Source organism: Acidovorax sp. FHTAMBA (assembly GCF_038958875.1).
GTDB lineage: Bacteria > Pseudomonadota > Gammaproteobacteria > Burkholderiales > Burkholderiaceae_C > Acidovorax.
The window spans coordinates 1,297,255-1,316,276 of record NZ_CP152407.1 but is presented as its reverse complement, the minus strand read 5'-3'; the positions used below and the strand labels follow the sequence as shown (position 1 = coordinate 1,316,276).

The window sequence follows — 19,022 nt, the reverse complement described above, 5'->3', positions numbered from 1 at the left end:
CAAAAAAGGCCGCCAGCTCTTATGCCATAAGCGCCAATAGCTATCAAATAAGGAGCAACATTAAAACAGCACGCGGCTGCGCAGTGTGCCTGTGACCTTGGCCAGCTCGTCCAGCGCGATGTCGGACGAGGCTGCATCAATGTCGATCACCACATAGCCGATCTTCTCGTTCGTCTGCAGGTACTGGGCCGCAATGTTGATCGCGTTGTCCGAAAAGATGCGGTTGATCTCGGACAGCACGCCCGGCACATTGCGGTGGATGTGCAGCAGGCGGTGCTTGCCGGGGTGGGCGGGCAGCGCCACTTCGGGGAAGTTGACGGACGAGGTGCTGGTGCCGTTGTCGCTGTATTTCACCAGCTTTTCCGCCACTTCCAGCCCGATGTTGGCCTGTGCCTCCATGGTGGAGCCGCCGATGTGGGGCGTGAGCAGGACGTTGTCCAGCCCGCGCAGGGGCGACTGGAATTCGTCCTTGTTGGTGCGCGGCTCCACCGGAAACACGTCGATCGCGGCGCCGAGCAGCTTCTTGGCCTGGAGCGCTGCAGCCAGCGCCTCGATATCTACCACGGTGCCGCGCGCGGCGTTGATCAGGATGCCGCCGGGCTTCATCGCGGCGATTTCAGCGGCGCCGATCATGCCCTCGGTGGACGGCAGCTCCGGTACGTGTAGGCTCACGATGTCGCTCTGGCCCAGCAGGTTGTGCAGGCTGTGCACCTGCCGCGCATTGCCCAGCGGGAGCTTGTTGACCACATCAAAGAACGCGACATGCATGCCCATTGCCTCAGCCAGCACCGACAGCTGGGTGCCGATGGAGCCATAGCCCACGATGCCCAGGGTCTTGCCACGGATCTCGTAGGCGTTGTCGGCTGATTTCAGCCATCCGCCCCGGTGCGCCACCGCGTTCTTCTCGGGAATGCCGCGCAAGAGCAGGATGGCTTCGGCCAGCACCAGCTCGGCCACAGAGCGGGTGTTGGAATACGGCGCATTGAACACCGCAATGCCCCGCTCGCGCGCGGCGTTCAGGTCCACCTGGTTGGTGCCGATGCAAAAGCAGCCCACGGCCACTAGCTTGCCGGCATGGGCAAACACCTCTTCGGTGAGCTGCGTGCGCGAGCGGATGCCCACAAAGTGCACGTCGGCGATCTTGCGCTTGAGCTCTTCATCCGGAAGGGCTCCGGAGACAGTTTCGATCTGGGTGTAGCCCGCCGCTCGGATCACATCCACCGCAGAGGAATGGATGCCTTCGAGCAACAGAAATTTGATCTTGTTCTTGTCCAGCGAGTTGGTGGCCATGGCAGTAGAAGGTGTGTGAAAAAAAGGCGCTGTCACAACCCTGGCAGCGCGGGCGGGTGGCTTGGCAGACTATGCACCAACGATCCTGCAATGCACAAAACCTTGCAGCGCTCGGTATATTCGTTCCAACCTGTCACAAAAGAGTCACAATCGCAGCCCCTGCACCTGCCCCACGGGGTTTCCCCGGTTGTTACACGGGGGGTGCCATGCGACAACGACACACCATTGTCACAACGGCTCCATAGCATCCGGCCCTTGTGCATTTCGTCATCCTTGGAGGAACATTCATGCAAGTCAAGCATCTGGCGCTATCCGCCGCCATCGCACTGTCCGTCTGCGCACCCGCGCAGGCGCAGCAGGTAGAGATTCAGTGGTGGCATTCCATGAGCGCAGCGCTCGGTGACTGGGTCAACGACCTGGCCAAGCAGTACAACGCCAGCCAGACGAAATACAAGGTGGTGCCCACCTACAAGGGCACGTATGACGAATCCATGACGGGCGCCATCGCCGCCTTCCGTGCGGGCAACGCCCCCCACATCCTGCAGGTGTTTGAAGTCGGCACCGCCACCATGATGGCCAGCAAGGGCGCCATCGTGCCCGTGGCCAAGGTGCTCAACGACGGCGGGTTCAAGTTCGACCCCACGCAATATGTGTCCGCCGTGGCCGGTTACTACACGGCACCCAACGGCCAGATGCTGAGCTACCCGCTCAACAGCTCCACCACCATCTTCTATTACAACAAGGACGCCTTCAAGAAGGCGGGCTTGGACGCCGACAAGCCGCCAAAGACCTGGCCTGAAGTCTTCGCTGCCGCCTCCAAGCTCAAGGCCAGCGGCCACAGCTGCCCCTTCACCACCAGCTGGATCAGCTGGACGCAGCTGGAGAGCTTCTCGCTGTGGCACAACACGCTGTTCGCGTCCAAGAACAACGGGTTTGACGGCAACGATGCACAGCTGCAACTTAACTCGCCCCTGCACGTGCGCCACTTCGAGAACCTGGCCAAGGCCGCCAAGGAAGGCAGCTTCGTCTACAAGGGCCGCGCCAACGCGCCGGATGCTTCGTTCCCCTCGGGCGAGTGCGCCATGATCACCGGCTCGTCGGGCCTGTATGCCCGCGTGGCCAAGGAAGCCAAGTTCGCCTACGGCATCTCCACCCTGCCCTACTACGATGACGTGAAGGGCGCCCCCCAGAACACCGCCATCGGTGGTGCTAGCCTGTGGGTCATGTCCGGCAAGAAGGCCGAGGAATACAAGGGCGTTGCCGACTTCCTGAACTTCCTGAACGACACCAAGATCCAGGCCGCCAGCCACCAGCGCACGGGTTACCTGCCCGTGACGATGGGCGCCTACCAGCTGACCGAAGCTTCGGGCTTCTACACCAAGAACCCCGGCACCGACGTGGCGGTGACGCAGATGATCAAGAAGGCCACCGACAAGTCGCGCGGCATCCGCCTGGGCAACTTCGTGCAGGTGCGCACCATCATCGACGAGGAAACCGAACAGATCTGGGCCGGCAAGAAGACCCCCAAGGAAGCCCTGGACACGGCCGTCGCCCGTGGCAATGAGCAACTGGCCCGTTTTGCCCGCGCCAACAAGTAAGTAAAGCTGCCGAAAGTCTGTTCGTGCCACCCCGCCCTGGCGGCGGGGTGGCATCGAAAGCCCGCCGCCCCGTCAACCGCACTGGTTCACGGGGCGGCGGGGTTTTCTTTTTGAGAGTTTCGACATGGAAAAACGCGTTCTTTTTCGCTCTGCATGGTTGCCCTGGGTGCTTCTGGCGCCACAGCTCATCATCATCAGCGTGTTCTTTTTCTGGCCAGCGGGCCAGGCCCTGGTGCAATCGTTCCAGATGCAGGACACCTTCGGTTTCTCGAAGGAGTGGGTGGGGTTTGACAACTTCAAGGCCCTGTTCAGCGACCCCGGTTACCTGGCCTCCTTCAAGACCACGGCCTTCTTCTCCATCCTGGTGGCGGTCAGCGGCATCACGCTGTCGCTGTTCCTGGCCATCTTTGCCGATCGCATCATCAAGGGCGCACTGGTCTACAAGACAGCCCTGCTGCTGCCCTACGCCGTAGCGCCTGCCGTGGCGGGGGTGTTGTGGATGTTCATGTTTTCGCCCTCGCTGGGCGTGGTGGCCTACATGCTGCGCCAGTCGGGCTTTGACTGGAACCACATGCTCAACTCCGATCACGCCATGGCACTGATCGTGATTGCCGCGGTGTGGAAACAAATTTCCTACAACTTCCTGTTCTTCCTGGCGGGCCTGCAATCCATCCCCAAGTCGCTCATTGAAGCAGCCGCCATCGACGGCGCAGGCCCCTGGCGCCGGTTCTGGAGCATCCAGTTCCCGCTGCTGTCGCCCACCACCTTCTTCCTGCTGGTGATCAACGTGGTGTACGCCTTCTTCGACACCTTCGCCATCGTCGACTCCACCACCCAGGGCGGCCCCGGGCGTGACACCTCCATCCTGGTCTACAAGGTGTATTACGACGGCTTCAAGGCCATGGACATGGGCGGCTCGGCCGCGCAGTCGGTGGTGCTGATGGCCATCGTGGTCGTGCTCACCGTGATCCAGTTCCGCTACGTTGAGAAAAAGGTTCAATACTAAAAATGGTCGAACGCAGCCCTTATCTCACCGCGTTCTCGCACCTGATCATGGTGCTGGGCGTGATCATCGTCGGCTTTCCGCTGTACCTGGCGTTCGTGGCCTCCACGCACACCGCGCAGGACATCGTGCAGGCCCCCATGCCCATGCTGCCCGGCAGCAACTTCTGGCAGACCTACCACGACACACTGTTTGGCGGCGGCTCCGGCCCCGGCTCCAGCGCGCCCGTGGCCCGCATGATGTGGGTGAGCTTTGTCACCGCCATCGTCATCACCGTGGGCAAGATCGCGATTTCGCTGCTGTCGGCGTTTGCCATCGTGTACTTCCGCTTTCCGTTCAAGGGCATCTGCTTCTGGCTGATCTTTATCACCCTGATGCTGCCGGTGGAAGTGCGCATCGGCCCCACGTACGAAGTCGTCTCCAACCTCGGCATGCTCAACAGCTACGCGGGCCTCACGATCCCGCTGATCGCCTCGGCCACGGCCACGTTCCTGTTCCGCCAGTTCTTCCTGACGGTGCCCGACGAACTCGTCGAGGCGGCACGCGTGGACGGCGCCGGCCCCATGCGCTTTTTCAAGGACATCCTGGTGCCGCTGTCGCGCACCTCGATTGCAGCGCTGTTCGTGATCCAGTTCATCTACGGCTGGAACCAGTACCTGTGGCCGCTGCTCGTGACCACGTCCGAAGACATGTACCCCGTGGTGATCGGCATCAAGCGCATGATTGCCGGCGGCGACTCGGGCAACGAGTGGAACATCGTGATGGCCACCGCCCTGCTCGCCATGCTGCCCCCCGCGCTGGTCGTGGTGCTCATGCAGCGCTGGTTCGTCAAGGGCCTGGTAGACACTGAAAAATAAGACAAATAACCCGCTAGCGCTTATGCATCAAGCGCTTTCAGCTATCAAATTTATTGCATCATGGCATCCATCTCCCTTCGCAACATCGTCAAGCGCTACGGCCACGGGCCCAAGGCCAACCAGGTGATCCACGGCGTCAATGCCGAAGTGCAGGACGGCGAGTTCATCGTCATCGTGGGCCCGTCGGGCTGCGGCAAATCCACCCTGCTGCGCATGGTCGCGGGCCTGGAAGAAATCTCCGGCGGCGAGCTGCGCATTGGCGACCGCGTGGTGAACAACCTGGAACCCGCCCAGCGCGACATCGCGATGGTGTTCCAGAACTACGCGCTCTACCCACACATGACGAACTTCGACAACATGGCGTACGGCCTGAAGATCGCCAAGGTGCCCAAGGACGAGATCAAGGCGCGCGTGGACAAGGCCGCCAAGATCCTGGAGCTGGGCCACCTGCTTGAGCGCAAGCCGCGTGAACTCTCCGGCGGCCAGCGCCAGCGCGTGGCCATGGGCCGCGCCATCGTGCGCCAGCCGCAGGTGTTTTTGTTCGACGAGCCCCTGTCCAACCTGGACGCCAAGCTGCGCGCCCAGACCCGCCTCGAAATCCAGAAGCTGCACCGCGAGCTCGGCATCACCAGCCTGTTCGTGACGCACGACCAGGTCGAGGCCATGACCCTGGCCGAACGCATGATCGTGATGAACGCCGGCAACATGGAGCAGTTCGGCACGCCCGAAGAGGTCTACCACACGCCGGCCACCACGTTTGTGGCCAGCTTCATCGGCTCGCCGCCCATGAACCTGCTCAAGAACGCGCCCAGCGCCGCACCGGGCACCATCCTGGGCATCCGGCCGGAGCACCTGGACGTGCGCAGCGAAGGCTGGGAAGTCAGAGTCGAGACCGTGGAGCTGCTGGGTGCAGAGCGCCTCATCTACGGCCGCATCAATGGCGAGCAGATCATCGTGCGGGTGGAAGAAGGCACGCACGCACCCGCGCCGGATTCGGTGATTCACGTGGCGCCGCGAGCCGACCGCCTGCACGCGTTCGACGCCTCCACCGGCAAGCGCATTGCCGCATGAGCGCCGCCATTCCCGCGCCATGGCCCTACCCCCGCTGGATTGCCCACCGGGGCGCTGGCAAGCTGGCCCCTGAAAACACCCTGGCCGCGTTCCGCCTGGGCGCGCAATACGGCTACCGCATGTTCGAGTGCGATGCCAAGCTCAGCGCCGACGGCGTGCCGTTCCTGCTGCACGACGCCACGCTGGACCGCACCACCAACGCTGCGCAGCGCCTGGACTCCACGGTCAGCCGCACCGGTGGCGATCACCCGTTCAGCACCCTGGCGCAGCTGGATGCGGGCGCATGGCATTCGCGCAGCTACGCAGGCGAGCCCCTGCCCACGCTGGAACACTTGGCCCGGTACTGCATCGCCAACACCTTCCTGCTGAACATCGAGATCAAGCCGACCCCCGGCCTGGAAGAGAAAACCGGCCGGGTGGTGGCCGAACACGCTGCGCGCCTGTGGCAGGGCCAGGCCGTGCCGCCGCTGCTCTCGTCCTTCCGGCCCGAGGCACTGGCCGGTGCACGCGCCACGGCGCCCCAGCTTCCGCGCGCCCTGCTGCTGGATACGCTGTGGGACGGCTGGCACGGCGTGGCCCGCGAACTCGGCTGCGTGGCCATCGTCTGCAACCATGCGCTGTGGGATGCGGCGCTGGTGGCCCAGGTGCAGGGCGACGGACTGCGCGCGCTGAGCTACACGGTGAACGACGAGTGGGCGGCGCAGCGGCTCATCGACCTGGGCACCGACGGGATCATCACCGACCGGGTGGACCTTTTCAGCCCGGCTGCGCTGCAAATACCCGTTTAGCTACTATTTTGATAGCTGCTAGCGCTTGATGGATAAGCGCTAGCGGGTAATTTTGTTCATATTTTCACCCCTCCACACACCCACCCGGCTGTGTGCGCAGGTAGCCGGCTACCACGGCCAGCAGCGCGTCCAGGTGCTGCTGCAGCGGCGCAAAACCCGCATTGGGTGCGCGCGTGTCCTCGTCCATGTACACCGGGCGGCGGATCTCGATCTGCAGGCTGTGGCGCCCCAGCGCGGGCTGCCCGATGCGGCCGATCAGCTCCACGCCCTTGTACGGCTCGTTGATGGCCACGCTGTAGCCAAAGCCACGCAGCGTGTCGCCAATCAGGTGCAGAAACTCGGGCGCACAGGTGGTGCCATCGCGGTCGCCCAGCACAAAGTCAGCGAGCGGCGGCGCGTCCGTGCGGCCCAGCCGACGGTACACATCATTGGGCATGGAATGCAGGTTCAGGTGCCACACGCGGCCAAAGCGCTGCACGCTCGCGTCGATGGCCTGCTGCAGCTGCGCGTGGTAGGGGCGCCAGTAGCCCTCGATGCGCCGCTGCACCTCGGCCACGGTGCGCGGGCGGGCATACAGCGGCGTGGCCACGCCATCCTTGCTGATCTGCTGCCAGATCAGCCCCAGGCCCTGGCGCGTCTTGGGCCCGGGCGCCAGCGGCACGGGCCACGCGCCGTCGATCTGCGCGGGGTCCATGTCGTTGTCGGCCCGGTTCACGTCGATGTAGGTGCGCGGGAAGGTCGCGGCGATCAGCGTGGCGCCATGCGCGGGCGCGGTGTGCCACAGGCGGTGCACATGCGTGTCCTCGCCGCGGCGCAGCAGCGCCAGCGGCACGGCATGGCCGAAATCATCGGGATAGGCCGTGCCGCTGTGGGGCGAGTCGCACACCAGCGGCAGCGGCTGCCCGGCGGGCCGCCAGACCTCGACCGGGGTATCCGGCCGGGGGCTCAGGTTGTCGTCTTGCCAGATCAAGATGGCGCTCAGTCCAGCTTGATGTTGGCGCGCTTGGCCACGGCCGCGTAGCGCGCGATGGCGGCGTCGATCTGCCTGGCGAACTGCTCGGGCGTGTTGGCCATCGATTCGCCGGAGATGCCCTTTTGTTTTTCCAGGTAGTCGGGCATGGCCATGGCCTTGTGCGCGGCGGCGTTCAGCTTGGCGATGATCTCCCTGGGCGTGCCGGCCGGCGCCACCAGGCCGAACCAGCCGCCATCACCCATGCCGGGGTAGCCCAGCTCGGTGTAGGTGGGCACGTCGGGCAGCACGGGGCTGCGCTTCAACGCCAGCACGGCCAGCGGGCGCAGCTTGCCCGACTGGATGTTGGTCAGCGTGGAAGGCAGGTTGTCCGTCATGGCGTTGACGTTGCCGGCCAGCGCATCGACCGCAGCCTGGCCCGCGCCCTTGTAGGGGATGTGCAGCAGATCGATGCCCGCCAGATCCATGAAGTTTTCGATGTTGGCGTGGCCCAGCGAGCCGGTGCCGGGCGAGGCGAAGGTGTACTTGCCGGGGTTCTTTTTGGCCAGCGCCACGAACTCCTGCATGGTCTTGGCGGGCACGCTGGGGTGCACCACGAAAACGCTGGGCACGCTCATCACGTTGGTGATGGGCGCAAAGTCCTTCACGGCGTCGTACGGCAGCCTGGCGTAGATGGCGGGGTTGGCGCCGTGCGTGCTTACCGTGGCCATGCCGATGGTGTAGCCGTCAGGGGCTGACTTGGCGATGGCATCCGCGCCGATGGAGCCGCCAGCGCCGCCCTTGTTGTCCACCACCACGGTCCTGCCCAGGATGGGGCCCATCTTGTCGGCCAGCAGGCGGGCCACCATGTCGGTGGAGCCGCCGGGGGCAAAGGGAACGATGAGCTTGATCGGGCGGTTGGGGTAGTCCGCCGCCTGGGCGTGAGCCAGGGGCGCAAAGGCAGCGGCCGCCGCGCAGGCAGCCAGGGTGGACAGCAGGGTTCGGCGCAGTGCCATGGGGTTCTCCTCGGTATTTGAAATGGGGCAGTCCGATTCTTGAGCGCAAGGGCGCCTGCGAAAAGCGACAAAATGGCGGCAACCCATTACCAACGCTCATGGATCATCCCGCATGCGCATCCACTCCCCATCGCTGCCCGAACTGCACGCCTTCGCCACGGCGGCGCGGCTGGGCAGCTTCTCGCAGGCGGCCGAAGAGCTGAGCGTGACGCAGGGCGCCATCAGCCGCGCCATCGCGCGGCTGGAAGAGCACCTGGGCATTGCGCTGTTTGCCCGCGAGGGGCGGCGCAGCGTGCTCACGCGCGCCGGGGCGGACTACCTGCAGGCCGTGGGGCCGTCGATGGCCACCATCGAATCGGCCACCCTGGCCGTGCGCACGCGCCGCAGCCCGCGCCAGCTGCGTCTGTCAGTGCCGCCCACGCTGTTCAGCTACTGGCTGATTCCGCGCCTGCCGGATTTCAGTGCCCGCCACCCCGGCATCGGCCTGACGTTCGCCCCCTACCGCCGCGACGACGCCCTCACCGCGCCGGACATCGACGCGTGGATCCGCGTGGGCCAGGCGGACTGGCCCGCAGGCATCACCGCCGACTATCTGGTGGGGCGCGAGCTGGTACCCATCTGCCGCCCGGCCGACCTGCAAGGGCCCCAGGCGATCCGCACCCCTGCCGACCTGCTCGCGCGGCCCCTGCTGTTTCACACCAACTACCCGGACAACTGGGAGCGCTGGTTCGCCGCGGCAGGTTGCCCCCACGGGCCGCTGCAGCCGGCGGCGGATTTTGACCAGGTCTCGCTGCTGGTGCAGGCGGTGATGGCGGGGCTGGGCGTGGCAGTGGTGCAACGTGCGCTGGTCGAACCGGAACTTGCCGTTGGCCGCATCACCGTGGCCGTGCCGCACACCGTTACGCTGGACCGCGGCTACCACCTGTGTGTGCCCGTCCACCGCGCGCCCAGTCCGGCCCTGGGCAGCCTGCGCGCATGGCTGCTGGCGCAGGCCGCAGGTTGAGCAGTTGCAAGCGTCGGCGATCAGCCACGCCAGCCGCGCACCAGAACCCACTGGCAGGTGGCGCAGCCCAGCACCAATGCCGCATACGTCAGCATCTTGCCGTCGCGCCCCCACACCACCAGGCCCGCCGCCAGCACGGCCACGCCCACGGCGAACAGAATGCCCAGCCGTAGCCACCAGGCCAAGGCAAGCGGGCTGCGCGAACCGATGAGCCCGCCACAAAGCACCAGCACCAGCGCGATGGCTGCCGCCGGGGCGACAAAATTGAGGAGGTGGTTGACGATGTCCAGTGGACCCATGAAATTGACCCAGATCAAGGCTTGAACAGGCAAGGCCGCCTGTACGGGCCAACAATTTTATAATCGGCCACTATGGCAGTCTGGGCCCTCGGCATCAACCACACCACCGCGCCGCTCGATCTGCGTGGCCGGTTCGCGTTCGCGCTCGACCAGATTGCCCCCACACTGCACGGTTTGCGCCAGTCGCTGGGCACCACCAGCCGCCACCCGGGGGTGGAAACGGCCATCATCTCCACCTGCAACCGCACCGAAATCTACTGCGCCGGTGAGCAGCCCGCCATGGACCATACGCTGGGCTGGCTGGCCCAGAGCGGCGGCGTCAGCCCCGCGCTGCTGCGCTCGCACTCGTACACGCTGGAAGACAGCCTTGTCGCACGCCACGCCTTCCGCGTGGCCAGCGGGCTCGATTCGATGGTGCTGGGCGAGGCCCAGATCCTGGGCCAGATGAAGGACGCCGTCCGCGCCGCCGAAACCGCTGGCGCCCTGGGCACCACGCTCAACCAGCTCTTTCAGCGCAGCTTTGCCGTGGCCAAGGAAGTGCGCACCAGCACCGAGATCGGCGCACACAGCATCAGCATGGCCGCCGCCGCGGTGCGTCTGGCGGGCCAGCTGTTTGAAGACATCTCCGAGACCAAGATTTTGTTCGTCGGCGCGGGCGAGATGATCGAGCTGTGCGCCACGCACTTTGCCGCCAAGAACCCCAAAGCCATCGCCATTGCCAACCGCACGCTGGAACGCGGCGAAAAGCTCGCCACCCGCTTCGGTGGCGAGGTAATGCGCCTGGCCGACCTGCCCGAGCGCCTGCACGAGTTTGACGCCGTCATCAGCTGCACCGCCAGCAGCCTGCCCATCATCGGCCTGGGTGCCGTGGAGCGCGCCCTCAAGAAGCGCCGCCACCGCCCCATGTTCATGGTGGACTTGGCTGTGCCCCGCGACATCGAGCCCGAGGTCAAGGCCTTGGGCGACGTGTACCTTTATACCGTGGACGACCTGGCCAGCGTGGTGCAAACCGCGCAGGCCAACCGCCAGGCCGCCGTGGCCCAGGCCGAGGCCATCATCGACGCGGGTGTGCAGAGCTTCATGCACTGGATGGAGCTGCGCAGCCCCGCCGCCGCGGCCGGCGGTGTGGTGCCGCTGATCCAGCAGCTCAATGCCCAGACGGACGAGTGGCGCGCACTGGAGATCGCCCGCGCCAAGAAGCTCTTGGCCAAGGGCGAGGACGTGGATGCCGTGCTTGAAGCGCTGTCGCGCGGCCTCACTCAGAAGATGCTGCACGGCACCCTGGCCGAGCTGCGCGCGGGCGATGCCGAGATGCGCGCCCAGACGGCCCAGACCGTCTCGCGCCTGTTCCTGCGCTCGCAAAGCAAGACGCCCAACAACAACGGCCTGTAGCGGCGCTCGCCCGCTCCCGCAGCCGCCCCGATTTTAAGCCAAATCGGCCTCCAGCGCTTTACCAATAAGCGCCACCAGCTACCAAATTCGTAGCAAAACACTTTTCCAGAATCCCATGAAACCCTTTCTCCGAAGCCAGCTGGAGCGCTATGCACAGCGCCTGGGCGAGCTGGACTTTTTGCTCTCGCGCGAAGACATCATGAGCGACATGGCGCAGTACCGGCGCATCTCCGTCGAGCACGCCGAAGTCACGCAGGTCGCAGGCCGCTACGCCCGCTACCAGCAGCGCGAGGCCGACCTGGCGGGCGCGCGCGAGATGCTGGAAGACCCCGACATGGCTGAGATGGCGCGGGAAGAAATCGAAAGTAGCGAGGCCGAACTGGTGCAGCTGGAGGATGAACTGCAGCGCCTGCTGCTGCCCAAGGACCCCGACGACGCACGCAACGCGTTTGTCGAAATCCGCGCGGGCACGGGTGGTGACGAATCCGCCCTGTTCGCCGGCGACCTCACGCGCATGTACACCCGCTACGCCGCCAACGTGGGCTGGAAGGTGGAGGTGGTGAGCGAAAACGCGGCCGAGCTGGGCGGCTACAAGGAAATCGTGTTGCGCATCGAGGGCGCGCCAGGATCAGGCCCCTCCGGCAGCGGTGTGTACGGCGCGCTCAAGTTCGAATCCGGCGGCCACCGCGTGCAGCGCGTGCCCGCCACCGAAACCCAGGGCCGCATCCACACCAGCGCCTGCACCGTGGCCGTGATGCCCGAGCCCGACGAGCACGAGGCCATCAAGCTCAACCCGGCCGACCTGCGCATCGACACCTTCCGCGCCAGCGGCGCGGGCGGCCAGCACATCAACAAGACCGACTCCGCCGTGCGCGTGGTGCACTTGCCCACCGGCATCGTGGCCGAATGCCAGGACGGCCGCAGCCAGCACAGCAATAAGGCCAAGGCGCTGCAGGTGCTGCAGGCACGTATCCAAGAAAAGGAGCGCAGCGAGCGCGCCGCCAAGGAGGCCGCGCTGCGCAAGGGCCTGATCGGCAGCGGCGACCGCAGCGACCGCATCCGCACCTACAACTTCCCGCAGGGGCGGCTCACAGACCACCGCATCAACCTCACGCTGTACAAGCTGCTGAACGTAATGGAAGGCGACCTCTCTGACGTGCTGCAGGCCCTGCAGCATGCCCGCGAGGCCGAGCAGCTGGAGGAGCTGGAATCGGGAACGGCTGGCTGATCACCGTCGGAATTTGTATCAAATAGGCCTCAAGCGCTTATCCATCAAGCGCCATAAGCTATTAAAAACATAGTGAACTGCTCCGCACCTACTTTGGCCCAGGCGCTCAACCAGGCCCACACGCTGGGGCTGGAACGCATCGACGCGCAACTGCTGCTGCTGCACGCCGTGGCGCGCCCTGACGCGGGCCGAGCCTGGCTGCTGGCGCACGACACCGATGCGATGGACGAGGCCGCACACGCCCAGTTCCTGGCCCTGTGCCAGCGCCGCGTGGCTGGGGAGCCCGTGGCCTACCTCACCGGCCGCAAGGAGTTCTACGGCCTGCCGCTGCAGGTGGACGCGCGCGTGCTGGACCCGCGCCCTGACACCGAAACGCTGGTGGACTGGGCACTGGAGGTGGTCGCCCCGCTGGCAGCACCGCGCGTGGTGGACCTGGGCACCGGCAGCGGCGCGATTGCACTGGCGCTGCAAAGCCAGCGCGCTGACGCCAAGGTACTGGCGGTGGACGCGAGTGCCGATGCATTGGCCGTGGCCCAGGCCAATGCACAGCGGCTGGGTTTTCCGGTGCTGTTCCAGCGTGGTGATTGGCTGCAAGGCGTGGATGGGGTTTTTGACGCGATCGTCTCCAACCCCCCCTACATCGCCAGTGCCGACCCCCACCTGGCCGCGCTGACGCACGAACCTTTGCAGGCCCTGGCCAGCGGCGCAGACGGCCTCGAAGACATCCGCACCATCGTCGCCCAGGCGCCCGCCCACCTGCGGCCGGGCGGCTGGCTGCTGCTGGAGCATGGCTACGACCAGGCCCAAGCCGTGCAGGCCCTGCTTTTTGCCCAGGGCTTTACCCAGGTGCAAAGCCGCAATGACCTCGCCGGCATCGCGCGTTGCACCGGTGGTCAGTGGCCCGTGGCCCAGACAGTGAAATAATCACCCCCATCGCGGGCTCCCAACCCCACTGCCCGCCAGCCCCTTTCAAGGAGTATTCCCATGAGCGACACCCAACAACGCATCGACGCCCTCGTCAAATCCAGCGATATCCTGCTGTTCATGAAGGGCAACGCCAGCTTCCCCATGTGCGGCTTCTCGGGCCGTGCCATCCAGATCCTGAAGGCCTGCGGCGTGGACCCCAAGGCTGTGGTCACCGTCAACGTGCTCGAAGACGAGGAAATCCGCCAGGGCATCAAGGAATACAGCAACTGGCCCACGATCCCCCAGCTGTACGTGAAGGGCGAGTTCATCGGTGGCTCGGACATCATGATGGAGATGTACGAGTCGGGCGAACTCAAGCAGGTGCTGGGCACCGAAGGCTGATCGACGCGGCCACTACCCCGTGCAAACCAGGCCGCCTTCGGGCGGCCTTTTTGTTTGCCCGCAACAGTGGCACCAAACGGGGGCTTTTCCGGTACTGAAGCGGGCATGTAGTGTGCTTGAATGGTTGCGTGAAGTAACCCTCACAGGAGCATGCAATGACCAGCCATAGCCTTGTTCCCCAGCCACCGGCGTTGCGCCTGCCGGTGGCCCAGATGCGCAATGTGTTCCACCCCGGCGATGTCGAGCGCAAGCTCGCACGGCTGCAGGAGTCGGGCAACCAGCGCGAATACGAAACCCTGCGCACCGTCTACGAGCGCATGCTGGAACGTGGTCCTGAGCGCTTTCAGGTCAAGCCCTCGGGCATCCCCGACATGGCCAGCCTGTATGAGCAGTTGCCCAACTTCACCGAGGTGCTGGACGACGTCAAGCGCCATGTGGCGCTGGCGCAGGACAGCAGCGATGGCCTGGAGGTCACGCCCATGCTGTTGCTGGGCCCGCCCGGCATTGGCAAGACCCACTTTGCGCGCCACCTGGCCGAACTGCTGGGCACGGGCATGAACCTCTTGCCCATGAGCTCCATGACCGCAGGCTGGCTGCTGTCGGGCTCGTCGGCGCAATGGAAGGGGGCGCGGCCGGGCAAGGTGTTCGAGGCGCTGGTGGAGGGTGAATACGCCAACCCCGTGATCGTGGTGGACGAGATCGACAAGGCCAGCAGCGATGCACAGTACGACCCGCTGGGCGCGCTGTACAGCTTGCTGGAGTACGACACGGCCCAGAGCTTTACCGACGAGTTTGCCGAGGTGGCCATCGACGCCAGCCAGGTGATCTGGATCACCACCGCCAACGACACGCGCGGCATCCCCGACCCCATCCTGAACCGCATGAACGTGTTCGAGGTGGAGGCGCCCACGCTGGAGCAGGCGCGCACCATTGCCCGCAACCTGTACCAGGGAATCCGCGCAGGGCACGACTGGGGCCGCCTGCTGGACCCGGAGCCCCTGGATGATGTGCTGGACCACCTGGCGCAGATGCCCCCGCGCGAGATGCGGCGGGCGCTGATGACGGGCTTTGGCAATGCGCGGCTGGACCGGCGGTCCACGGTGGAGATTGCTGATCTGCCCAAGGCGGCGTCAGGGCGCAGCCGCATCGGTTTCGTGCAATAACAAGGCCCCCGCCGCCAGTCCTGCGCTCGCCCGCAGGACTGGCCTTCGGGGCCCCACCCGCGAAGGCCCACCTGGCCCCCCGGTGTGTGCACACCTGGGGTAGGTGCCTGCGGAACGCCCAGATACACTCAGTCATCCGGTGTGCCGCAGCGCCACGCTCCGTCGCCATTCATGACCCTCTCCCAAAGCCTCTTTGTCATCGGGCTGCTGATTGCAGCCAGCGCCTTTTTCTCCATGGCCGAGATCTCGCTCGCCGCAGCGCGCCGCTTGCGCCTGAGGCAGATGGCGGATGAGGGCGATGCCCGTGCCGACATGGTGCTGCGCATGCAGGAGCAGCCGGGCGACTATTTCACCGTGGTGCAGGTGGGTCAGAACGCCGTGGCCATTCTGGGCGGCATCGTGGGCGAAGGGGCGTTGAGCCCACACTTCACCGCCCTGTTTGCGCTGTGGCTGTCGCCAACGTCTGCCCAGACCGCCGGGTTTCTGGCATCGTTCCTGGTCATCACCTCCCTGTTCATCCTGTTTTCGGACCTTTTTCCCAAACGCCTGGGCATGGCCAACCCGGAGCGGCTGGTGGTGGGGCTGGCAAAGCCGATGGCCTGGTGCATGACCTTGTTGCGCCCGCTGGTGTGGTTCTACAGCCGGGGGGCAGACCTGCTGTTCAGGGCCCTGGGGCTGTCATCGTTGCGCGATGACCGCATTACCTCCGACGACATCCTGGCGATGATGGAAGCCGGCGCGCGCGCGGGGGTGCTGGCCGCGCGGGAGCAGCAGGTCATCACCAATGTGTTTGAACTGGACACGCGCACGGTGTCCAGTGCCATGTCGCCGCGCGACCGTGTGGCCTTTTTCTTGCGGGACGAACCCGATTCGGTCATACGGCTGCGCATTGCGGCCGAGCCGTTTTCCACCTACCCCGTGTGCGAGGGCGACATCGACCACGTGGTGGGGTATGTGGATGCCAAAGACCTCTTTCAGCGGGTGCTGAATAACCAGCCCATTTCCTTGGCCGACGACAGCCTGGTTCGCAAGGTGCTGATCGTGCCCGACCGGCTGACCCTGTCGGAGGTGCTGGAACAGTTTCGCCATGTGCACGAGGACTTTGCGGTCATCGTGAACGAATACAGCCTGGTTGTGGGCGTGGTCACCCTGAACGACGTGATGAGCACGGTGATGGGCGACCTGGTGGGCCCGGCGGACGAAGAGCGGATCGTGCGGCGTGATGAGAACTCGTGGCTGATCGATGGCGTGACCCCGGTGCAGGACGTTTTGCACGCCCTCTCGCTGGACGAACTGCCCCACGCCGAGGAGTACGAAACCCTCGCGGGCTTTTTGATGGTGATGCTGCGCCGCGTGCCGCGCCGTACCGACAGCGTGAGCTGGGGCGGCTACAAGTTCGAAGTGCTGGACGTGGACAGCTACCGCATCGACCAGGTCATGGTCTCGCGTCTGAGCGTGCCTGGCGCTGACGGAAACAATGCCACCACCGCCAAGGTGGAGAGTGCAGCGCCTCCCAGCTAGGAGGCCGTGGCTGCAACCAGTGGGTCGGGGTTGCCGGGCGCCGGCAGGAGATGGGGCTTCTCGGCAAAGGCCCAGTTGCGCTGCGCGGCAAATACGGCATTGGGATAGGGCGGCCTGCCCCGGCTGCCGTTGTACCGGCCCAGCGCCATGAAAAGATCGCCCCGTTCACGGTCAATGTAGTGGCGCAAGATCACGCAGCCAAAGCGCAGATTGGTCTGCAGATGAAAGAGCTTTCCGGGGTCACCGTCGCCAATCACCCGTGTCCAGAACGGCATGACCTGCATGTAGCCCCGGGCGCCCACGCTGGACACGGCGTACTTGCGAAAAGCGCTTTCCACCTGGATGAGGCCCAGCACCAGAGAGACATCCAGACCGGCGCGCTTGGACTCGTACCACACGGTCTGCAGGAAATCGCGACGCACCTCCCAATCCGGCTTGCGACGGCGCAGGCGGTCGCTCTGGGTGCCCAGCCAGCGCAGGTAGTGCAGGCGGGCCTCGGTGGAGAAAAACTCCGGCTCAGGCGGCGCCTGGTTGGCAATGGCCGAACTGAGCGCAGTGCGCACCGAGTCCATCAAGGGCTCTTCGAGCTGGCCGCCTGCGTGGGCCCACTGCGGCGCACCCAGCCAGGCCGCTGGCGCCGCAAGCGTTGCCAGCGACACCAGGCAGCCGCGCCGGGATACCCCCGCGCCGGATGCCGCGAGCAGCGGGCTTTTCGAAGATGCACCGTGCATGCTCATACCGCCATGCGGCCCTTCACATGGGCCAGGATGTCGGCCACGGCCACCTTGGTGGCGGCAGCATCGCGGCGGTGCTGGTACTCGACCACACCGTCCTTCAAACTCTTGTCGCCGATGGTCACGCGGTGGGGCACTCCAATCAGCTCCCAGTCGGCAAACATGGCGCCGGGGCGCTCGCCACGGTCGTCCAGGATCACGTCCACACCTGCGGCCAGCAGGTCGGCATACAGCTGCTCGGCCGTGGCCTTGACGGCCTCGCTGCGGTCCATGCCCACGGGACAGACCACCACCGTGAACGGCGCAATCGCGTCCGGCCAGATGATGCCGCGCTCGTCGTGGTTTTGTTCAATGGCGGCGGCAGGCAGGCGCGTCACGCCAATGCCATAGCAACCCATCTCGAAGAACGCCGGCTTGCCGTCGTCGCCCAGGAAGGTCGCGTTCATGCCCTTGCTGTACTTGGTGCCCAGGTAGAACACGTGGCCCACTTCGATACCACGCTCGATCGCCAGCTCGCCCTTGCCGTCCGGTGAGCGGTCGCCCGCCACCACGTTGCGCAGGTCGGCCACCATGTCGGGCTCGGGCAGGTCGCGGCCCCAGTTGACGCCGGTGATGTGAAAATCCACCTCATTGGCGCCGCAGATCCAGTCGGCCATCAGCGCGACTTCGCGGTCCACCACAATCTTCAAGGGCTTTTTCAAACCAATGGGGCCCAGGTAACCGGGCTTGCAGCCAAAGTGGTCTTCGATTTCACCCAGCGTGGCAAAGCGGAAGTCCGCCAGCCCGGGCACCTTGCCCACCTTGATTTCGTTCATGTCATGGTCGCCACGCAGCAGCAGCAGCCACACCTGGGTCTTGACGATTTCGCCGGCTTCGTTGGTTTCGTCAGTTGCCAGCACCAGCGACTTCACCGTGGTGCTGAGTGGAACACCTAGCAGCTCCGCCACATCCGCACAGGTGCTCTTGCCCGGGGTGGCCGTCTTGGTCAGCACTTGCGTGGCTGCACCGCGTGGGCCTGCAGGGGCCAGCGCCTCCGCCTTTTCCATATTGGCGGCGTAGTCGCTCTGTGGGCAGTAGACAATGGCGTCTTCCCCCGTGGCGGCAATCACCTGGAACTCTTCCGAAAGATCCCCACCGATGGCACCGCTGTCAGCCGCCACCGCACGGTAGGTCAGTCCAAAGCGGTCGAAAATGCGCCGGTAGGCCTGTGCCATCACCTGGTAGCTGGTCTTGGCGGCCGCCTGGTCGCGGTCAAAGCTGTAGGCATCCTTCATGATGAACTCGCGGCCGCGCATGAGGCCAAAACGGGGGCGGCGCTCGTCGCGGAACTTGGTCTGGATCTGGTAAAAGTTTTTCGGCAGCTGCTTGTAGCTCTTGAGCTCCTGGCGTGCGATGTCAGTGATCACTTCCTCGCTGGTGGGCTGCACCACAAAGTCGCGGCCATGACGGTCCTGGATGCGCAGCAGCTCGGGGCCCATCTTCTCGAACCGGCCCGTCTCCTGCCAGAGTTCTGCAGGCTGGACCACGGGCATGGTGAGCTCCACCGCGCCCGCGCGGTTCATTTCCTCGCGTACGATGGCCTCGACCTTGCGGATCACCCGCAGCCCCATGGGCATGTAGTTGTAGATGCCAGCGCCCAGTTTCTTGATCAGCCCCGCCCGCGTCATGAGTTTGTGGCTGACCACTTCGGCATCCGCCGGAGCTTCCTTGAGGGTGGAGATAAAGAATTGGGAGGCTTTCATCGGGATCGCTAGCAGGCGGAACGGGGCCGTCCACTTGCTGCGCGCAAGGCGCCGTGCATA

At 65.2% G+C, this 19,022-nt stretch carries 18 protein-coding genes; 12 read left to right on the top strand and 6 right to left on the bottom strand.

What is annotated here, in order from left to right; translation table 11 throughout:
* Positions 1 to 60: 60 nt before the first annotated feature.
* Complete coding sequence (gene serA / locus AAFF19_RS06105) at positions 61 to 1,290, bottom strand: phosphoglycerate dehydrogenase (protein ID WP_342721496.1); 1,230 nt, start codon at positions 1,288 to 1,290, stop codon at positions 61 to 63.
* A 287-nt stretch (positions 1,291 to 1,577) separates the two neighbouring features.
* Here serA and ugpB point away from each other — a divergent pair, with 287 nt between their 5' ends.
* The 5 genes from ugpB to ugpQ all read left to right on the top strand — a co-directional run bounded on the left by ugpB (position 1,578) and on the right by ugpQ (position 6,607).
* The gene (ugpB, locus tag AAFF19_RS06100; protein ID WP_008905125.1) at positions 1,578 to 2,888 is read left to right on the top strand and encodes a sn-glycerol-3-phosphate ABC transporter substrate-binding protein UgpB; all 1,311 of its coding nucleotides are present in this window, start codon (positions 1,578 to 1,580) and stop codon (positions 2,886 to 2,888) included.
* A gap of 124 nt (positions 2,889 to 3,012) precedes the next feature.
* A complete protein-coding gene (gene ugpA / locus AAFF19_RS06095; RefSeq protein WP_008905126.1) occupies positions 3,013 to 3,894 on the top strand; it encodes a sn-glycerol-3-phosphate ABC transporter permease UgpA in 882 nt (293 codons plus the stop codon).
* A gap of 2 nt (positions 3,895 to 3,896) precedes the next feature.
* Positions 3,897 to 4,748, top strand: coding sequence for a sn-glycerol-3-phosphate ABC transporter permease UgpE (ugpE, locus tag AAFF19_RS06090; RefSeq protein ID WP_008905127.1), 852 nt, complete (start codon positions 3,897 to 3,899; stop codon positions 4,746 to 4,748).
* Between the two features lie 60 nt (positions 4,749 to 4,808).
* Positions 4,809 to 5,819: a sn-glycerol-3-phosphate import ATP-binding protein UgpC gene (locus tag AAFF19_RS06085; protein WP_008905128.1), complete on the top strand. Its 1,011-nt coding sequence runs from the start codon at positions 4,809 to 4,811 to the stop codon at positions 5,817 to 5,819.
* Positions 5,816 to 6,607, top strand: coding sequence for a glycerophosphodiester phosphodiesterase (gene ugpQ, locus AAFF19_RS06080; protein WP_342721495.1), 792 nt, complete (start codon positions 5,816 to 5,818; stop codon positions 6,605 to 6,607). The genes AAFF19_RS06085 and ugpQ overlap by 4 nt, the downstream gene beginning before the upstream one ends.
* A gap of 64 nt (positions 6,608 to 6,671) precedes the next feature.
* Here the strand turns inward: ugpQ and AAFF19_RS06075 are convergent, their stop codons facing one another.
* Entirely contained in the window at positions 6,672 to 7,577 is a 906-nt protein-coding gene (locus tag AAFF19_RS06075; RefSeq protein ID WP_008905130.1) for an N-formylglutamate amidohydrolase, read from the bottom strand.
* Between the two features lie 8 nt (positions 7,578 to 7,585).
* The gene (locus tag AAFF19_RS06070) at positions 7,586 to 8,572 is read right to left on the bottom strand and encodes a tripartite tricarboxylate transporter substrate binding protein BugE (protein ID WP_182118256.1); all 987 of its coding nucleotides are present in this window, start codon (positions 8,570 to 8,572) and stop codon (positions 7,586 to 7,588) included.
* 112 nt (positions 8,573 to 8,684) lie between these two features.
* Here AAFF19_RS06070 and AAFF19_RS06065 point away from each other — a divergent pair, with 112 nt between their 5' ends.
* The gene (locus tag AAFF19_RS06065; protein ID WP_182118255.1) at positions 8,685 to 9,575 is read left to right on the top strand and encodes a LysR substrate-binding domain-containing protein; all 891 of its coding nucleotides are present in this window, start codon (positions 8,685 to 8,687) and stop codon (positions 9,573 to 9,575) included.
* Positions 9,576 to 9,595: 20 nt separating this feature from the next.
* Here the strand turns inward: AAFF19_RS06065 and AAFF19_RS06060 are convergent, their stop codons facing one another.
* A complete protein-coding gene (locus tag AAFF19_RS06060; protein ID WP_182118254.1) occupies positions 9,596 to 9,874 on the bottom strand; it encodes a hypothetical protein in 279 nt (92 codons plus the stop codon).
* 72 nt (positions 9,875 to 9,946) lie between these two features.
* Between AAFF19_RS06060 and hemA the strand changes: the two genes are divergently transcribed.
* The 6 genes from hemA (at position 9,947) to AAFF19_RS06030 (ending at position 16,486) form a co-directional block, all read left to right on the top strand.
* Positions 9,947 to 11,266 carry a glutamyl-tRNA reductase gene (gene hemA / locus AAFF19_RS06055; RefSeq protein ID WP_008905134.1) on the top strand — a complete coding sequence of 440 codons (1,320 nt, stop codon included), beginning with the start codon at positions 9,947 to 9,949 and terminating at the stop codon, positions 11,264 to 11,266.
* A gap of 115 nt (positions 11,267 to 11,381) precedes the next feature.
* Positions 11,382 to 12,494, top strand: a complete 1,113-nt coding sequence (prfA, locus tag AAFF19_RS06050) for a peptide chain release factor 1 (protein ID WP_182118253.1) — start codon at positions 11,382 to 11,384, stop codon at positions 12,492 to 12,494.
* 72 nt (positions 12,495 to 12,566) lie between these two features.
* Positions 12,567 to 13,418 carry a peptide chain release factor N(5)-glutamine methyltransferase gene (prmC, locus tag AAFF19_RS06045; RefSeq protein WP_182118252.1) on the top strand — a complete coding sequence of 284 codons (852 nt, stop codon included), beginning with the start codon at positions 12,567 to 12,569 and terminating at the stop codon, positions 13,416 to 13,418.
* 60 nt (positions 13,419 to 13,478) lie between these two features.
* Positions 13,479 to 13,802, top strand: a complete 324-nt coding sequence (grxD, locus tag AAFF19_RS06040; protein ID WP_182118251.1) for a Grx4 family monothiol glutaredoxin — start codon at positions 13,479 to 13,481, stop codon at positions 13,800 to 13,802.
* 155 nt (positions 13,803 to 13,957) lie between these two features.
* Positions 13,958 to 14,965 carry an AAA family ATPase gene (locus AAFF19_RS06035; RefSeq protein WP_008905138.1) on the top strand — a complete coding sequence of 336 codons (1,008 nt, stop codon included), beginning with the start codon at positions 13,958 to 13,960 and terminating at the stop codon, positions 14,963 to 14,965.
* A 171-nt stretch (positions 14,966 to 15,136) separates the two neighbouring features.
* Entirely contained in the window at positions 15,137 to 16,486 is a 1,350-nt protein-coding gene (locus AAFF19_RS06030) for a hemolysin family protein (RefSeq protein WP_008905139.1), read from the top strand.
* On the opposite strand, the gene AAFF19_RS06025 is transcribed toward AAFF19_RS06030, so the two are convergent.
* Together AAFF19_RS06025 and AAFF19_RS06020 are read right to left on the bottom strand one after the other, a co-directional pair.
* A complete protein-coding gene (locus AAFF19_RS06025; protein ID WP_182118250.1) occupies positions 16,483 to 17,223 on the bottom strand; it encodes a lytic transglycosylase domain-containing protein in 741 nt (246 codons plus the stop codon). The genes AAFF19_RS06030 and AAFF19_RS06025 overlap by 4 nt on opposite strands.
* A complete protein-coding gene (locus tag AAFF19_RS06020) occupies positions 17,220 to 18,962 on the bottom strand; it encodes a proline--tRNA ligase (protein WP_182118249.1) in 1,743 nt (580 codons plus the stop codon). The genes AAFF19_RS06025 and AAFF19_RS06020 overlap by 4 nt, the downstream gene beginning before the upstream one ends.
* Positions 18,963 to 19,022: the final 60 nt, after the last annotated feature.

Excerpts from the sequence above, each read along its gene's own strand:
- serA (WP_342721496.1), bottom strand. The coding sequence starts at position 1,290 with ATGGCCACCAACTCGCTGGACAAGAACAAGATCAAATTTCTGTTGCTC.
- AAFF19_RS06085 (WP_008905128.1), top strand. The coding sequence starts at position 4,809 with ATGGCATCCATCTCCCTTCGCAACATCGTCAAGCGCTACGGCCACGGG.
- prfA (WP_182118253.1), top strand. The coding sequence starts at position 11,382 with ATGAAACCCTTTCTCCGAAGCCAGCTGGAGCGCTATGCACAGCGCCTG.
- AAFF19_RS06030 (WP_008905139.1), top strand. The coding sequence starts at position 15,137 with ATGACCCTCTCCCAAAGCCTCTTTGTCATCGGGCTGCTGATTGCAGCC.
- AAFF19_RS06020 (WP_182118249.1), bottom strand. The coding sequence starts at position 18,962 with ATGAAAGCCTCCCAATTCTTTATCTCCACCCTCAAGGAAGCTCCGGCG.
- AAFF19_RS06065 (WP_182118255.1), top strand. The coding sequence starts at position 8,685 with ATGCGCATCCACTCCCCATCGCTGCCCGAACTGCACGCCTTCGCCACG.
- grxD (WP_182118251.1), top strand. The coding sequence starts at position 13,479 with ATGAGCGACACCCAACAACGCATCGACGCCCTCGTCAAATCCAGCGAT.
- AAFF19_RS06060 (WP_182118254.1), bottom strand. The coding sequence starts at position 9,874 with ATGGGTCCACTGGACATCGTCAACCACCTCCTCAATTTTGTCGCCCCG.
- ugpE (WP_008905127.1), top strand. The coding sequence starts at position 3,897 with ATGGTCGAACGCAGCCCTTATCTCACCGCGTTCTCGCACCTGATCATG.
- ugpQ (WP_342721495.1), top strand. The coding sequence starts at position 5,816 with ATGAGCGCCGCCATTCCCGCGCCATGGCCCTACCCCCGCTGGATTGCC.
- AAFF19_RS06070 (WP_182118256.1), bottom strand. The coding sequence starts at position 8,572 with ATGGCACTGCGCCGAACCCTGCTGTCCACCCTGGCTGCCTGCGCGGCG.
- hemA (WP_008905134.1), top strand. The coding sequence starts at position 9,947 with ATGGCAGTCTGGGCCCTCGGCATCAACCACACCACCGCGCCGCTCGAT.
- ugpB (WP_008905125.1), top strand. The coding sequence starts at position 1,578 with ATGCAAGTCAAGCATCTGGCGCTATCCGCCGCCATCGCACTGTCCGTC.
- AAFF19_RS06035 (WP_008905138.1), top strand. The coding sequence starts at position 13,958 with ATGACCAGCCATAGCCTTGTTCCCCAGCCACCGGCGTTGCGCCTGCCG.
- AAFF19_RS06025 (WP_182118250.1), bottom strand. The coding sequence starts at position 17,223 with ATGAGCATGCACGGTGCATCTTCGAAAAGCCCGCTGCTCGCGGCATCC.
- ugpA (WP_008905126.1), top strand. The coding sequence starts at position 3,013 with ATGGAAAAACGCGTTCTTTTTCGCTCTGCATGGTTGCCCTGGGTGCTT.